Here is a 16,706-nt window from a genome sequence, read left to right as displayed (position 1 = left end):
CCCTGTGTGGGAGCGGGCTGCCCGCGATGACGTGGGCACATTCAACATTGATTTCGACTGTTATAACGCTATCGCGGGCAAGCCCGCTCCCACATTTTGGAGCGGCGCCCGCCATAGGATCAACGGGCCTTGGGTTTCTTTACGTCCAGGCGACGCAGGTGGCAGGTCACTTCCTCGCGGTCGTGGTACAGCTGCTTGCAACCGATTTCCACGCGAATGCCCCGCGCCTTGAAGCCTTCTTCGATGCGCTCCAGCAGGCGCTTCACTTCGGCGTAACGCTGTTTCATCGGCAACTTGAGGTTGACCACCGCTTCGCGGCAATGGCCTTCGCCAATCCAGGTTTCCAGCAAGGCCGCGTTGCGCGCCGGTTTCTCGACGATATCGCAGACCATCCAGTCCACCGGTTGCTTGGGGGTGAAGGTAAAGCCATCCGCCATCAAGTGTTGCACCAGGCCAGTGTCCATCAGGCTTTCGGCCATTGGGCCGTTATCAATCGCGGTCACCAGCATGCCACGGTTGACCAGTTGCCAGGTCCAGCCGCCCGGCGCGGCACCAAGGTCCACGCCGGTCATGTCGCCGTGCAGGCGCTCGTCCCACTGGTCGCGGGGGATAAAGTGGTGCCAGGCCTCTTCCAGCTTCAAGGTCGAGCGGCTGGGCGCGTCACGGGGGAATTTCAGGCGCGGGATGCCCATCGGCCACATGGCCGAGTTATTTGACTCGGCCAGGCCCATAAACACTTCGCGACCGCTCTTGAAAGTCAGCAGCAGGCGCGGCTTGCCCGGGTCTTCGACCAGTTTGCCGGCGACCAGCAGGGCCTTGCGCAGGTGCACTTCAAATTTCTTGCAGAAGTTCGACAGCTCCTTGCCATCGTTGGTATCGACCATTTCCAGCCACAGGCTGCCGCACACCGGGAAATCCCGCAGGTGCGCGAGGATCACGCTGATGCGGTCGGTTTCCGGCAAATCGATGAACACCCCACGCGCCCACTGCCTCGGGAAGATCAGCTCGGCAAAGCGCTGGCCGCGCATCAGGCGCTGGGCGCCGTCTTCTTCAGTGCAGACAAATTCGGCGCAGGCGCTGCCGGTCTTGGCCTTGGCATAGCCCGAAACGTTCAGGCGCGCGGCGTGTTCCGCGATCTCGGAACAGACTTCGCCTTCAAAACCCGGGCGGCAGTGCATAAAAAGGGTGTTCATTGAATCTCCTGGCAACTGGCTTGCTGTAGCGCAAGGCCTGTCATGAAAACGCGCGCATGATAGCCGAGTTCGGAACCTTGGACTTATCCATAGAGTCCAGTAATTAGCCTGCTACTCAAAACCGGGCTAGCTTATAAGCTCTGTTCGTCCCGTCAGGTCCGTAGCCGTGCGGACCATAAGGAGTCATGTAATGTCATCCGTTGATAGCCTGAGAACCCTTAAGACCCTGCAAGTCGACAGCCAAACCTACCACTACTTCAGCCTACCCGAAGCCGCCAAGAGCCTGGGTGACCTGGATAAGCTGCCGATGTCCCTCAAGGTGCTGCTGGAAAACCTGCTGCGCTGGGAAGATGAAAAAACCGTAACCGGTGCCGACCTCAAGGCGCTGGCCGCCTGGCTCAAGGAGCGCCGCTCCGACCGCGAGATCCAGTACCGCCCGGCCCGGGTGCTGATGCAGGACTTTACCGGCGTGCCCGCCGTGGTCGACCTGGCCGCGATGCGCGCCGCCGTGGCCAAGGCCGGTGGCGATCCACAGCGCATCAACCCGCTGTCGCCGGTGGACCTGGTGATTGACCACTCGGTGATGGTCGACAAGTTCGGCAATGCCGACGCCTTCGAGCAAAACGTCGATATCGAAATGCAGCGCAACGGCGAACGCTATGCGTTCCTGCGCTGGGGCCAGAGCGCCTTTGATAATTTCAGCGTGGTCCCGCCGGGCACCGGCATCTGTCACCAGGTCAACCTGGAATACCTGGGCCGCACGGTGTGGACCAAGGACGAAGACGGTCGCACCTACGCCTTCCCCGACACCCTGGTGGGCACCGACTCCCACACCACCATGATCAACGGCCTCGGTGTGCTGGGCTGGGGCGTGGGCGGGATCGAGGCGGAAGCGGCGATGCTCGGCCAGCCGGTGTCGATGCTGATCCCGGAAGTGATCGGCTTCAAGCTCACTGGCAAATTGAAAGAAGGCATCACCGCCACCGACCTGGTGCTGACGGTCACGCAGATGCTGCGTAAAAAAGGCGTGGTGGGCAAATTCGTCGAGTTCTATGGCGACGGCCTCGCCGACCTGCCCCTGGCCGACCGCGCCACCATCGCCAACATGGCCCCGGAGTACGGCGCCACCTGTGGCTTTTTCCCCGTCGATGAGGTGACCCTGGACTACCTGCGCCTGTCGGGCCGGCCGGCCGCCACCGTCAAGCTGGTGGAGGCGTACACCAAGGCCCAGGGCCTGTGGCGCAATGCCGGGGAAGAACCGGTGTTCACCGACAGCCTGGCCCTTGACATGGGCAGCGTCGAAGCCAGCCTGGCCGGGCCCAAACGCCCCCAGGACCGGGTCTCGCTGCCGGATGTGAGCCAGGCGTTCACTGACTTTCTCGACTTGCAGTTCAAACCCGCCAGCAAGGAAGAAGGTCGCCTGGAAAGCGAAGGCGGCGGCGGTGTTGCAGTGGGCAATGCCGACCTGGTGGGCGAAGCCGACTACGACTTTGAAGGCCAGACCTATCGCCTGAAAAACGGCGCGGTGGTGATTGCCGCGATTACCTCGTGCACCAACACCTCCAACCCAAGCGTGATGATGGCCGCAGGCCTGGTGGCGAAAAAAGCCGTGGAAAAGGGCCTGACCCGCAAACCCTGGGTGAAAAGCTCCCTGGCGCCTGGCTCCAAGGTGGTCACCGACTACTACAACGCTGCCGGCCTGACGCAATACCTGGATCAACTGGGCTTCGACCTGGTGGGCTATGGCTGCACCACCTGCATCGGCAACTCCGGGCCATTGCCCGAGCCTATCGAGAAAGCCATCCAGAACGCCGACCTGACGGTAGCGTCGGTGCTGTCCGGCAACCGTAACTTTGAAGGCCGCGTGCACCCGCTGGTCAAGACCAACTGGCTGGCCTCGCCGCCGCTGGTGGTGGCCTATGCCCTGGCCGGGACCGTGCGTATCGATATCAGCCGCGAGCCCCTGGGCACCGGCAAGGATGGGGCGCCGGTCTACCTGCGCGATATCTGGCCCAGCAGCCAGGAGATTGCCGACGCCGTGGCGCAAGTCAGCACCAGCATGTTCCACAAGGAATACGCCGAGGTGTTTGCCGGCGACGAACAGTGGCAAGCCATTGAAGTGCCGCAGGCCGCGACCTATGTGTGGCAAAAAGACTCCACCTATATCCAGCACCCGCCGTTCTTCGATGACATCGCCGGGCCATTGCCGGTGATCAAGGATGTACAGGGCGCCCATATCCTGGCCCTGCTCGGCGACTCGGTGACCACCGACCACATCTCCCCTGCCGGCAATATCAAGGCCGACAGCCCGGCCGGCCACTACCTGCGCGAACAGGGCGTGGAACCCCGGGACTTCAACTCCTACGGCTCGCGCCGTGGCAACCATGAAGTGATGATGCGCGGCACCTTCGCCAACATCCGTATCCGCAACGAAATGCTCGGCGGCGAAGAAGGGGGCAACACCCTCTACATTCCCACCGGCGAGAAGATGCCGATCTACGATGCGGCGATGAAGTACCAGGCCTCCGGCACGCCGCTGGTGGTGGTCGCAGGCCAAGAATACGGCACCGGCTCCAGCCGCGACTGGGCCGCCAAGGGCACCAACCTGCTGGGGGTCAAGGCGGTGATTGCCGAGAGTTTCGAGCGCATCCACCGTTCCAACCTGGTGGGCATGGGCGTGCTGCCGTTGCAGTTCAAGCTGGACCAGAACCGCAAGGCGCTGCAACTGACCGGCAAGGAGAAGATCGATATTCTCGGCCTGACCGATGCCGAGATCGAGCCGCGCATGAACCTGACGCTGGTGATTACCCGCGAAGATGGCCGCAGTGAGAAGGTCGAAGTGCTGTGCCGGATCGATACCCTCAATGAAGTTGAATACTTCAAGGCGGGCGGGATCCTGCATTACGTGCTGCGCCAGTTGATTGCTTCCTAACGCGTCAAGCCCGACAAAACACCGCCCTCGGGCGGTGTTTTCATTTTTGCCGCCCGCGACAGCCGCTATAATCGCGCGCCCATCCCTCCTGTAGGCGCGAGCGGGCTCGCCCCTGCATCGACCTGTTACAAGGATTTCCCGATGTTCGCTTTACCCTGGCTATACCTGGCCCTTCTTTCCATTGGCTATGGATTGGCCCTGGCCTACGGGCAACTGGGGTTACTGGCCCTGGTATCCATCGGCCTATTACTGGTGGCCGGTTATGCCGTGCGCCAGCAACACATCCCCTGGGCGCGCTACCTCGGCCACGGCCTGTTCATCGTCCTGGCCCTGGGCCTGGCAATGCACTGGCTGCCGGGTTTCTACAACGGGCGCGGGATCGACCCGCAGCGCTTCACGGCCGATGCCGTGCCCTTCTCGCTGTACCTGAACCAGGACAAGCCGCTGATCGGCTTCTGGCTGCTGCTGGCCTGCCCGTGGATCGTCGCCCGCCGCCCGTTGCGCCTGTCGATCTACGCCACGGCGCTGGCCTTGACCCTGACCACCCTCGCCGCCCTTGGCGGGGCAGTGCTGCTGGGCATGATCAGTTGGGCCCCCAAATGGCCGGACCAGGCCTGGCTCTGGGTGTTGAACAACCTGTTGTTGGTGACCCTGGTTGAAGAGGCGCTGTTTCGCGGCTATATCCAGGGCGGCCTGAGCCGGCGTTTCCAACAGTTGCCCTATGGCGAAAACCTCGCTTTGCTGCTGGCCTCGCTGCTGTTTGGCCTGGTGCATGTGGGCGCGGGCTGGCAGTGGGTGCTGCTGGCCAGTATCGCCGGCGCGGGGTATGGCCTGGCGTATCGATTCGGTGGCCTGGGCGCCGCGATTGCCACGCACTTTGGCTTGAACCTGCTGCATTTCGGCTTGTTTACCTACCCGATGCTGGCGGGCTGAACCGACCCTCTTCCTGGACCCTACGGCCGCCTTCGGGCGGCTTTTGCGTTTTCGGCCGCCAAAAAACCTAACCGAACGGTCAGTGGTCGCCCATCACCCTATTCGGCAAGAATGCCCAGGCGCTTTCGCACTCACCCAACCAGCACAGGCTTCACGTGCTGGGACTGTGTTGAGGGAACCCACGCCTTTACACCAGGCACCGAATAAGAACCCATGCCCATGCCTCTCAAGACCCTGTCCATCTTCGGTACCCGTCCAGAGGCCATAAAAATGGCGCCGCTGGCCATCCAACTGGCAAACGACCCCCATTTCGACTCGAAAATCTGCGTCACCGCGCAGCATCGCGAAATGCTGGACCCGGTGCTTGAGCTGTTTGAGCTGGTGCCTGACTACGACCTGAACATCATGAAAGCCGCGCAGAACCTGCCGGATGTGACCACCGCCATCATCCAGGGGCTGCAGGCGGTGCTGGACGACTTCAAGCCGGATGTGATCCTGGTCCATGGCGACACCGCCACCACCTTCGCCGCCAGCCTGGCGGCCTATTACCGGCAAATCCCGATTGCGCACATCGAAGCCGGGCTGCGCACCAACGACCTGTATTCGCCCTGGCCGGAGGAAGGCAATCGGCGCCTGACCGGCAGCCTGGCGACCCTCCACTTTGCGCCCACACAGACGTCGCGGCAGAACCTGCTCAATGAGGGGGTGGCCCCGCAAAACATTCATGTCACCGGTAACACCGTGATTGATGCACTGCTCAGTGCCGTGGAAAAACTGGTGCCAATGCGCGCCAGGTTTGATCGGCAGTTTTCCTTCCTGCCCCCAAAACAACGCATGGTGCTGGTGACCGGCCATCGCCGCGAGAACTTTGGCGAGGGCCTGGAGCGAATCTGCCGGGCCCTGGCTGACAGCGCCCGCTACTTTCCAGAGGTGGCCTTTGTCTACCCGGTGCACCCGAACCCCAATGTGCAGCAGCCCGTAAAACGCCTGTTGGCCGGGATCGACAATGTGTACCTGATTGCCCCTCAGGATTACCTGCCCTTCGTGTACCTGATGACCCGTGCCTACCTGATCCTCACCGATTCGGGCGGCATCCAGGAAGAAGCGCCCGCCCTGGGCAAGCCGGTGCTGGTGATGCGCGATACCACCGAGCGCCCCGAAGCGGTCGAGGCGGGGACCGTCAAGCTGGTGGGCACCGATGTCATGCGCATTACCCAGCACCTCAATATGTTGCTCAACAACCAGGCCGCCTATCGAACCATGAGCATTGCCCATAACCCTTATGGCGATGGCAATGCTTGCCTGCGTATCCGCGCAGCACTGCTGGACTTTCCCCAAAAAAACGAAGCCGCCGCATGAGTGTCGAGCAGATTTGCGTCATTGGCCTTGGCTACATCGGCCTGCCCACGGCCGCCATTTTTGCCTCGCGCAAAAAACAGGTGATCGGCGTGGATATCAACCCGCACACCGTGGATATCATCAATCGCGGGGCCGTGCATATTGTCGAGCCCGAGCTGGAGCAACTGGTTCACGCGGTGATCACCCAAGGCTACCTGCGGGCAACCACCACGGTGGAACCTGCGCAGGCGTTCCTGATCGCCGTCCCCACCCCGTTCAAGGACCAGCATGAGCCCGACCTGAGCTACATCAGGGCCGCCGCCGAAGCCCTGGCCCCCGCGCTGAAAAAACGCGACCTGGTCATCCTCGAATCCACCTCGCCAGTAGGCACCACCGAACGCATGGCCCAGTGGCTCGCCCGGGCGCGCCCCGACCTGAGCTTTCCGGCGACCCACGGCGAAGCCAGCGATATCCGGGTTGCCCATTGCCCGGAGCGCGTGTTGCCAGACCATGTACTGCGCGAGCTGGTGAGCAACGACCGGATCATCGGCGGCCTGACGCCGGCCTGTTCTGCCGCCGCCGCACAGCTGTACCAGACGTTCGTCGAGGGGCAATGCCTGGTGACCGACGCGCGCACGGCCGAGATGTGCAAGCTCACGGAAAACAGCTTTCGCGACGTCAATATCGCCTTCGCCAATGAGCTTTCCATGATCTGCGCACCGTTGAAGATCAACCCCTGGGAGCTGATTCGCCTGGCCAACCATCACCCGCGGGTGAACATACTCCAGCCAGGTCCGGGGGTCGGTGGGCACTGCATTGCCGTCGACCCGTGGTTTATTGTCAGCCAGGCCCCGGAACTGGCGCGGTTGATCCGCACCGCACGTGAGGTCAATGACTACAAGCCGCAGTGGGTGATCCAGCAGGTCAAGCTGGCGTTGGCCACCCTGCTGCTCAAGCGCACGGACCTGTCGGCAGGGAGTGTGCAGATTGCCTGCTATGGCCTGGCATTCAAGGCCGATATCGATGACCTGCGCGAGAGCCCCGCCCTGTGTATCGCCCGGCAGCTAGGCCAGGAGCTGGGGGTCAAGCTGCTGCTGGTGGAGCCGAATATCGAGGCGTTGCCCGCCGACCTGTCGATGCACGCGCTGACCGATGCCGCCGACGCCCTTGAGCGGGCGCAGATTCATGTCTTGCTGGTCAGGCACCGCGAATTCATGTCAATGCCCGCCCTGCGCGATGACCTCCTGGTGATTGATGCTGGCGGTGTGCTGGCGGCTTGAGGAAATACCGAGAATGAATGCGATGGAACGCTCTTTACGCAAACAACTGGCCCAGGCCCGTGAGCAAATCGCCACGCTCAACGACCACCTGCACAGTGCCAACGCCAAGCGCCACCTGGCCGAACAGCGGCTGATCAAGACGCGTGCCAGCCTCACCTATCAATTGGGCTACCAGTTGAAGACCGGCACTCGCTCGCTGGGTGCATTACTGCGCCTGCCGGCGACCTTGTTCAATCTGTACCGGCAAACCCGCAGGAACCGCCCGATTACCGCTCCCACAAAGGTTGAGCGTATGCGGCAGTCGCTGCCTGCCACGGCTCCAGTTATAGCGACACCCGCACCCCGCCCGCTGGCAGAGGCCGAGTATGTCCAGCGCCATCTGTTACCAGCCGCCCAGGACAATGCCAAGCCATTAAGAATGGCCTGTGTGATGGACACATTTACCTACGACGCCTACCGCCACGAATGCCAGTTGCTACAACTGACCCCGGCCCACTACCTGGCGGAACTCGAAGCGTTCCAACCCGAACTACTGTTTATCGAGTCGGCATGGCGCGGCCAGGATGACTTGTGGCGCAACAAGGTGGGCCACAACTGTGAAGAGCTACGCGGGGCCTTGCAGTGGTGCAGGGAGCACGATGTGCCTACGGTGTTCTGGAACAAGGAGGACCCCGTACACTACGAAACCTTCCTGAACACGGCCAAGCAATTCGACTTTGTATTCACCACTGATATCGACTGCATTCACCGCTATAAAGGCGCACTGGGACACGACCGCGTCTACTTGCTGCCCTTTGCCTGCCAGCCGGCAGTGCACAACCCAATTGAGCTGTATGAACGCAAGGACGGGTTCTGCTTTGCCGGCTCCTACTACGTCCGTTATCCCGCTCGGATCCGCGATCTGGAGAATATTTTCAGTGCACTGCCCGGCTTTCGACCATTGGAGATCTTTGATCGTAACCTCAGCCGCCAGCACGCAAACTATCAATTTCCAAACGAGTATCAGCCCTACATCGTGGGATCGCTGAGTGCCGACCAAATGTCCCTAGCCTACAAAGGCTACCGCTACGGCATCAATCTCAACTCGGTCAAACAATCCCAATCCATGTTTGCCCGTCGCGTCTTCGAGCTGCTGGGCTCCAACACCCTGACCGTCAGCAATTTCTCCCGTGGCCTGCGCCTATTACTGGGGGATTTGGTGATCACCACCGACGACAGCGCACACATGCTAAGCCGGCTCAAGATGCTGGAGGATACCCCCCTGGACATCGCGAAACTGCGCCTGGCCGGCCTACGCAAGGTGATGCAGGAACATACCTACACCCATCGTTTGCGCTATGTCATGGCCAAAGTTACCGGCAAGCTACAAGACAATCCCTTGCCCACGATTTGCCTCATCGCCAACGCAGTCAACAACGCAGAACTCCTGGCACTGACCCGACACCTGCAGCGCCAACACTACCCCCATATCACCATGAATGTGGTGGTGAACGTCAGAGCAACCTCCACTGACCCGCGCTTGCGCCTGATCAGCCGCAAGCAACTGAACGCTGCAAGCATGGCTGAGTTGGCCAACGGCGCGGACTGGGTCGGCGGGATGATCGCCGAGGATTACTACGGACCTCATTACCTGCTGGACCTGGCCCTGGCCACGCGCTACAGCCAGGCCAATGTGCTCGGCAAAGTGGCGCAGTACGCGGGGGACGAGTACGGCATCCACCTGCTAAACGCTGGGCAAGATTACCGTCGTGCCGACACCATCGCCGCCCGATGCGCGCTGATCAAAACCTCATTGCTGACCGGGCAAGCTGCCCACGATTGGCTCGATGCCTTGCCATCCCTTGAATACCGGGACCCGAAGGCACTGGCAACCGATGCCTTCAACTACTGCAAACATGCTGCGGGCCTGCCTACACAGCAAGTAAGCGCTACAGTGGACGATCCTAGGATGGACAGCGGTATCACCCTTGATACGCTGCAACATCAGGCAGAAACCATCCCTGCACAGGTAACCAGTACCCGTGCTCCGCATATCAGCGCTAGGGCCTTGGCAAAACTGTTTACCCCGATAGGCAACCGCCAAATACGAGATCGGCTTGATGCCGATGCCTGGCATATCAGCTCTTCCCTTGCACACGGTAAGCACGAGTACTGCTATGCCCGGCAGGAATTGAGCGTTGCTCAACTGACACGCAGCACGCCCCTCAAGCTATACCTCGACGCCACACCTGGCCTGAACATTCAGTTGGTTGTCCTGTTCCTTGATGCCCAGAAACAACGCATCAGCCACGTTATGCAGCCGGCCAATCGCCATCTGACCTATGATGTCCCACCCGAAACCGCCTGGGTTCGCCTCGGAATACGCGCTTATGGAGGCGGCAGTACGACGATCCGGGCATTGGTCCTGGAGCATCGTGATACCCAACCATCGACCCTGCTGGCCAAGGCCGGGCACCTGCTGCTGACCAACCATTACCCGGCCTATGACGACCTGTACCGCAACGGTTTCTTGCACACCCGTGTGAGCGCCTATCAAGCCCAAGGGCTGGCGGTGGATGTGTTCCGCCTGCGGCCCAATGAGCCGGTCAGCTACCAAGAGTTTGAAAATGTGGATGTCATCACCGGCGCCCAGGCGGCCCTGGCCACCCTGCTCGGGTCGGGGGAATACCCCTCGGTGCTGGTGCACTTCCTGGACCCGCAGATGTGGGAAGTCTTGCGCCTGCATGTGCACAGCCTGCGCATGATCGTCTGGGTCCACGGCGCCGAAATCCAGCCCTGGTGGCGACGGGCGCACAACTACGCCAGCGAAGAGCAACGGCAATTGGGCAAACTTGAAAGCGACCGGCGCCTGGCGTTCTGGCGCACGCTGCTGAACCCCATGCCGGCCAATTTGCAATTGGTCTTCGTCTCGCGCCACTTTGCCGAGGAAGTCATGGAGGACCTGGGCTTTCGCCTGCCGAACAACCAGTACCGGATCATTCATAACCCGATCAATACCCAGTTGTTTTCCTATCAGGAAAAACCGCCTGAGCAGCGCAAGAAAATCCTCTCGATCCGCCCCTATGTCTCGCGCACCTATGCCAATGACCTGAGTGTCAAGGCCATCCAGTTGCTGGCGCAAAAACCCTGGTTCAATGAACTGGAGTTTCGCCTGATCGGCGATGGGCCGTTATTTGAGGAAACACTGGCCCCCCTGCGCCAATACCCCAATGTACGGATTGAAAAGGGTTACCTGAAACAATCCGAAATCGCTGAACTGCATAAACACTATGGGGTGTTCCTGTGCCCCAGCCGCATGGACACCCAAGGTGTTTCCCGCGACGAGGCAATGGCCTCGGGCCTGGTGCCCGTCACCAATCGGGTCGGCGCAATACCGGAATTTGTCGATGACGACAGTGGTTTCCTGGCGGCCCCGGACAGTTTCACCGAACTGAGCGATGCCATTGAAAGCCTGTTCCTGAACCCGGGCATTTTCCAGGAAAAGTCCCTGAACGCCAGGCAACGCGTGGTCAGGCAAAGCGACACGCTGCAGATTTCCAGGGCAGAACTCAACCTCATACGAGATGCAAATGACCATCGAGAAAGCGTCGACCCTACAGATCATCCTGCTCTCGACACTCGGTTGGTGCATGTCATTGGCTCGTAAATTCATGCGGGTCACTCCAACCGCCACCTTGACCGCACATACCGCACACTTCTGCGCACAAGGCCTATTGATCGTCACGTTCTTATTGCCGATCAAAATCCTCATCCTGCTGGGCTCCGACTCGATACCCGAGTATTTACCACCGGTATTCAAGGCGTTCAGCAAGCCCTGGCTGATTATCGGCCTCAGTGTGTTGACCGCTGTGTTTTACGGCCTGTATTTAGTCTCGGAACTCATCGCGTCGCGCTATTCAAGAACGGGCGCCGACCAACTGATGAACCGCCACCCAAAGCCGGCCCCTTTAAATAATCAGCGACCCTTGGCAGTGCTGGTGTTTTCCAGGTTCACCCGTGGTTTGTCCGCGGCCACCTTTGTGACAACCGCCCTCGGCACCCTGCTGTATATCTACCCGGCGTTACTGAGCATTGCCCTGCTCTATATTGTCGTGGCCACAACACTGCTCATCGTTTTATACAATCGCCAAGCGCGCATTCGCTCACTTGTGCAGCGCCACCACAACCCACTGCTCAATGCCCTGTCCTCCCTGGGTTTCCTGGGAACCTTTGCCTTTATGGTCATGGACTTCCTGTACATGAACCCTGCCCCCATTTATATCGCCCTGATCTCGTTGATCCTGGTCCGGCAAAGTCTTGCCCGGCTCAAGGCGCTGATCGAGGACGCGATCTATCTGAAAAGCCACCAACACAAAATCAATGCCCTGTTTTTGGCCCATTGATTTGCAACTGCCCGAACAGGAGTGGGTTCACGTGCCCCGTATTGCCATGATCGTCTGGAACGAATTCCGTCACGACGCCCGGGTCTTGAAACAGGCCCAGACATTGCAGTCGGCGGGCTATCACGTCACGGTATTCGCGCTGCATACCCCCGGCGTGACCCGTAGTAAAGAAACCCTCACGGAGGGTATCCAGGTGATACGGGTAGCCCGCCGTCCGCTATGGCGATGGCGCGGCGCCAAGGTGCCCCCATCGACGGGCGCGCCGGCTGCCGGCAACCCCATGACCGCCCTGCGCGTCGTGGCGCGGCTGTGGACCCATATCGGCCTGGTAACGCGTATCGCCTGGCATCGCGCAACCGTGATCCACGCCCATGACGTCAATACCCTGCCCAGTGCCTGGCTCGCCGCCCGGCTCAGTGGCGCAAAGCTGGTGTATGACGCCCATGAGCTCAGCACCAGCCGCGAAGGTTACGGGCGCTATCGCCAGTGGGTGGCGCGGGTCGAACGCACGTTGATGCCCAGGACTGACGGCAACATCACCACCACCCAGGCCCGGGCGAAGTTCTTTGCCCGGGCCTACGCCATTGCCCGCCCGCAGGTGCTGCAGAATCGGCCACGGTTCAGCAACAGCCCGCCGACACAACGGATCCGCGCGGAACTGGGGCTGTTGCAGCCCTGGCCGATCGTCGTCTATCAGGGTGGATTGCAGCAGGGACGCGGGCTGGAGCGCCTGCTGCGGGTAGCAGCCAGCGTACAGAATGCGTACTTCGTGCTGATCGGCGGCGGAAAACTGAGCGTACCGCTGATGACATTGCGCGATGAACTGGGCTTGACTGAACGCGTGCATTTTATCCCGGTGGTGCCCCTGGCGGAGTTACCCAGCTACACCGCATCGGCCGACATTGGCGTACAGCCCCTCGAAAACACCTGCCTGAACCACTTCACCACCGACTCCAACAAACTGTTCGAGTACGTGATTGCCGGGCTGCCGGTGATCGCCACGGACTTCCCGGAAATTCGTCGGATTGTCAGGACCCATGACATCGGGCTGCTGGTGCCGGCGGGCGACGACCTGCCACTGCAAACGGCTCTCACGCGCCTGCTGAATGATCCCGCGCTACGCCGCCGGTATGCCGGCAACACACGAATTGCCGCCAGATACTTGAACTGGGAACAGCAGGAGGCAGAGTTGGTGACGCTGTACCAGCGGTTGGCGGGCAAGGGCCGGGGGCATCCATGACCACCCGTATCCTGCTCTTGAGCTTCTACTACCCGCCTGACCTGGCAGCCTTCCGTGTCGAAGCGATGGTCGAGGCCCTGCTGGCGCACCCTGGCGGCGAGGTGCAGATCGACTTGCTCACCACTCACCCCAACCGCTATGCCACCTCCTACACCGCCGACAGCACTGACCCGCAGCGCCCGGGGCTTTGTATTACGCGCATAGCCCTGCCCAGGCACGCCAACAACTTCTGCGATCAGGCCTGGGGGTTCACGGCCTATGCCCGTGGGGTGCGCCAGGCGATAAAAGGCAAGGCGTACGACTTGATCCTTGCTTCGTCCTCGCGGCTGATGACCGCCGCCCTGGCCGCCGCTATCGCCCACACGCGCAAGACTGCGCTCTATCTGGATATCCGCGATATTTTCGTCGATGTGTTGCCCGAGCTTTTCCCCGGTATCCGGGGCAAGGTCCTGGCCCGGCTGTTTGCCGTGGTCGAACGACTGACGATCAACCAGGCGTCGCGGGTCAACCTGGTGTCACCGGGGTTTCTCGCTTATTTCGTCGAGCGCTATCCGCACAAGACGTTTTCCACCTTTACCAATGGCGTGGACGATGCCTTTTTCAAGCCACCGCTCCCACAGGGCCCAGCCCGCGCACCCACCGACCGACTGAAAATTGTCTATGCTGGCAATATCGGTGCTGGCCAGGGCCTGGAAAAAATCATCCCGCCGCTGGCACAAAGGCTGGCTGACAGCGCCTGCTTCTCGGTGATTGGCCATGGCGGCACCCTGCAAAAGCTGCGCGACGAGCTGCAACGCCTGCAGATCACCAATGTCGAGCTGATTGCCCCCAGGCCCCGCTCCCAACTCATTGATGACTATCAAGAGGCCGATGTGCTCTTTTTGCACCTCAATACATTCCAGGCGTTCCTCAAGGTCGTCCCCTCCAAACTGTTCGAGTACGCCGCCACCGGCAAGCCGATCCTGGCAGGCCTGGCCGGCTATCCAAAACACTTTGCTACCACTCATATCGCCAACGCTTCGGTGTTTACCCCCGCCGACCTGGAGGCAGCCATCGCCGCCCTGGCCCGCTTGAAACTGGAGCCCACCGACCGCTCGGCCTTCATCCGCGACTACGCCCGGACCACCATCCAACAGCGTATGGCTATCGACATCCTGGGCACCCGCTGAGGCCGCGCCGATTATTGCAAAAATTAAGTTAAATAAAAGCCCGCCGCGGCCGACAACCCGTCAAAGCCTTGCGGATTGATCAATCATGCGTAATAACCAACCCGTTACCCAGCGCGAACGTACCTTCCCGGCTCAACAAAGGTTGATCTCCACGACCGATGCCAAAGGCGTGATCACTTACTGCAACGACGCGTTTGTCGAGATCAGTGGGTTTTCCCGGGAAGAGCTGATGCGCGCCCCACACAACCTGGTTCGTCACCCCGACGTGCCGGCGGCCGTGTTCGGGCACATGTGGGCGACGCTCAAACAAGGCTTGCCATGGATGGGCATCGTCAAGAACCGCTGCAAGACCGGCGATCACTACTGGGTCAACGCCTATGTGACCCCGGTGTTCGACGGCGAACAGGTGGTCGGCTACGAATCGGTACGGGTCAAGCCGACCGCCGAGCAGATCCGCCGCGCCGAAGCGCTGTACCTGCGGATCAACCAGGGCAAGTCGGCGATCCCACGCAGCGACCAATGGCTGCCGGTGCTCCAGGACTGGCTGCCGTTTATTCTGGTCAGCCAGCTGGGCTTCCTGATCGGCATCTGGTTCAACTCGCACTGGGGCTTTGCCCTGGCCGCCGCCTTGTCGGTGCCGCTGGGCCTGCTTGGCTTGAGCTGGCAACAGCGCGGCCTCAAGCGCCTGCTGCGCCTGGCCGAACAGACCACCTCCGACCCGCTGATCGCGCAGATGTACACCGACAGCCGTGGCGCGCAAGCACGCCTGGAGATGTCGATCCTCAGCCAGGAAGCCCGCCTGAAGACCTGCCTGACCCGTTTGCAGGACACCGCCGAGCATCTGAACGACCAGGCGCGGCAGTCCAACACCCTGGCCCACAACAGCTCAACGAGCCTGGAGCGCCAGCGCGTGGAGACCGAACAGGTGGCCACCGCGGTCAACCAGATGGCCGCCACCACCCAGGAAGTCGCCAGCCATGTACAGCGCACGGCCGATGCGACCCAGGAAGCCAATCGCCTGACCAGCCGTGGCCGCGACATTGCCGGGGAAACCCGCGAAGCCATCCAGCGCCTGTCGGTGGTGGTCGGGGAGACCGGGAGCACCGTGACCCAACTGGCCAAGGACAGCGACGAAATCGGCGGTGTGGTGGATGTGATCAAGGGCATTGCCGACCAGACCAACCTGCTGGCCCTGAACGCCGCCATCGAAGCGGCACGTGCCGGTGAGATGGGCCGTGGGTTTGCGGTGGTGGCCGATGAAGTGCGGCAACTGGCGCAACGCACCAGCGAGTCCACCGGGCAGATCCATGCCCTGATCGCCAAGTTGCAACAGACCGCCAGCACCGCCGTGCAGACCATGGATGCCGGGCATCGCCAGGCTGAAGAAGGCGTGGCCCGGGTGATGGAGGCTGACGCAGCGCTGGTGGGGATCAGCGAGGCGGTGGCGCACATCACCGACATGACCACCCAGATCGCCGCCGCGACCGAGGAGCAAAGCTCGGTGGCCGAAGAGATCAGCCGCAATATCAGCACCATTGCCTTGTTGGCGGACCAGACGTCAGAGCAGGCGTTGAACTCGGCGCAGTTGAGTGAGGAGCTGACCCATACGGCCAATACGCAGTATTCGCTGGTGGAGCGGTTTAACCGCTAGATCGCTATCGCAGGCAAGCCAGCTTGTGTCTTGATCTGGGAATAAACTCTGAGGTGAGAGGGGTGGATGGCAAGCTGTAAGTCCGCAGTGCTAGAAGCACGAGTGGGAGCAAAGCTGCCATCCACCTTTCCACTCTGGCCCATAAGCCCGAACAGTTGAACGAGCGCCACTCGAATCACAAGCGTGGGCTAAGCCAGAGTGCTCTCACTCCTGAGTGTAAGAGGGTTTTGCCATGATTTCCTGGGTCGGCATCGATATATCCAAATCAAATCTTGTTGTCTGGGTTCAACCCCAGGGCGAAGGATTTGAGGTTTCAAACCTTTCTGAAGGCTTTGCTGAACTGATCAAACGCTTAGGATGCTTCGAGGTTGGCCGAGTGTTGCTTGAAGCTACGGGAGGCTATGAGCGCCAGGTTATGGCAGCGCTTCAGGAGGCAAATTTCAACGTACTCCGGATCAATCCTCGCCGGGCCAGAGCCTTTGCCGTGGCAATGGGCAAGACGGCTAAAACTGATCCGATTGATGCGGCTGTTCTGGCCGATTTCGCCGAAGTTCTTCATGGGTCTCGTGAAAAACGCATTTCGCCTGA

Annotated in this window: 11 protein-coding genes; 10 read left to right on the top strand and 1 reads right to left on the bottom strand. The window is 60.9% G+C overall.

Features of this window, described 5'->3' with window-relative positions; translation table 11 throughout:
* Window positions 1-119: 119 nt before the first annotated feature.
* On the bottom strand, window positions 120-1,193 hold the full coding sequence (gene rlmM, locus AC07W7_RS15040; RefSeq protein ID WP_495039605.1) for a 23S rRNA (cytidine(2498)-2'-O)-methyltransferase RlmM: 1,074 nt from the start codon (window positions 1,191-1,193) through the stop codon (window positions 120-122).
* Window positions 1,194-1,383: 190 nt separating this feature from the next.
* On the opposite strand from rlmM, the gene acnA reads away from it, so the two are divergent.
* The 10 genes from acnA to AC07W7_RS14990 form a co-directional block, all read left to right on the top strand.
* A complete protein-coding gene (gene acnA / locus AC07W7_RS15035) occupies window positions 1,384-4,125 on the top strand; it encodes an aconitate hydratase AcnA (RefSeq protein ID WP_169897334.1) in 2,742 nt (913 codons plus the stop codon).
* Window positions 4,126-4,266: 141 nt separating this feature from the next.
* Window positions 4,267-5,058 (top strand): CPBP family intramembrane glutamic endopeptidase, encoded by a 792-nt coding sequence (locus tag AC07W7_RS15030; protein WP_076961256.1) that lies wholly within the window; start codon window positions 4,267-4,269, stop codon window positions 5,056-5,058.
* Window positions 5,059-5,277: 219 nt separating this feature from the next.
* A complete protein-coding gene (gene wecB, locus AC07W7_RS15025) occupies window positions 5,278-6,417 on the top strand; it encodes a non-hydrolyzing UDP-N-acetylglucosamine 2-epimerase (RefSeq protein WP_076961255.1) in 1,140 nt (379 codons plus the stop codon).
* Window positions 6,414-7,676 carry a UDP-N-acetyl-D-mannosamine dehydrogenase gene (gene wecC, locus AC07W7_RS15020; RefSeq protein WP_495039604.1) on the top strand — a complete coding sequence of 421 codons (1,263 nt, stop codon included), beginning with the start codon at window positions 6,414-6,416 and terminating at the stop codon, window positions 7,674-7,676. The genes wecB and wecC overlap by 4 nt, the downstream gene beginning before the upstream one ends.
* Before the next feature lie 13 nt (window positions 7,677-7,689).
* Window positions 7,690-11,322 carry a glycosyltransferase family protein gene (locus AC07W7_RS15015; RefSeq protein WP_495039603.1) on the top strand — a complete coding sequence of 1,211 codons (3,633 nt, stop codon included), beginning with the start codon at window positions 7,690-7,692 and terminating at the stop codon, window positions 11,320-11,322.
* Window positions 11,246-12,058 carry a hypothetical protein gene (locus tag AC07W7_RS15010; protein WP_495039602.1) on the top strand — a complete coding sequence of 271 codons (813 nt, stop codon included), beginning with the start codon at window positions 11,246-11,248 and terminating at the stop codon, window positions 12,056-12,058. Before AC07W7_RS15015 ends, AC07W7_RS15010 begins: the two co-directional genes overlap by 77 nt.
* A gap of 31 nt (window positions 12,059-12,089) precedes the next feature.
* A complete protein-coding gene (locus AC07W7_RS15005) occupies window positions 12,090-13,298 on the top strand; it encodes a glycosyltransferase family 4 protein (protein ID WP_236309407.1) in 1,209 nt (402 codons plus the stop codon).
* Window positions 13,295-14,467, top strand: a complete 1,173-nt coding sequence (locus tag AC07W7_RS15000; RefSeq protein ID WP_495039601.1) for a glycosyltransferase family 4 protein — start codon at window positions 13,295-13,297, stop codon at window positions 14,465-14,467. Before AC07W7_RS15005 ends, AC07W7_RS15000 begins: the two co-directional genes overlap by 4 nt.
* An 85-nt stretch (window positions 14,468-14,552) precedes the next feature.
* Window positions 14,553-16,118 (top strand): methyl-accepting chemotaxis protein, encoded by a 1,566-nt coding sequence (locus tag AC07W7_RS14995; RefSeq protein WP_076961249.1) that lies wholly within the window; start codon window positions 14,553-14,555, stop codon window positions 16,116-16,118.
* Window positions 16,119-16,350: 232 nt separating this feature from the next.
* A partial coding sequence (locus AC07W7_RS14990) for an IS110 family transposase (RefSeq protein WP_495039600.1) occupies window positions 16,351-16,706 on the top strand: 356 nt, incomplete at its 3' end.

The sequence above is a fragment of the Pseudomonas sp. GW821-FHT01D09 genome, assembly GCF_059422465.1.
This window is presented reverse-complemented; position numbering and strand designations above follow the sequence as displayed.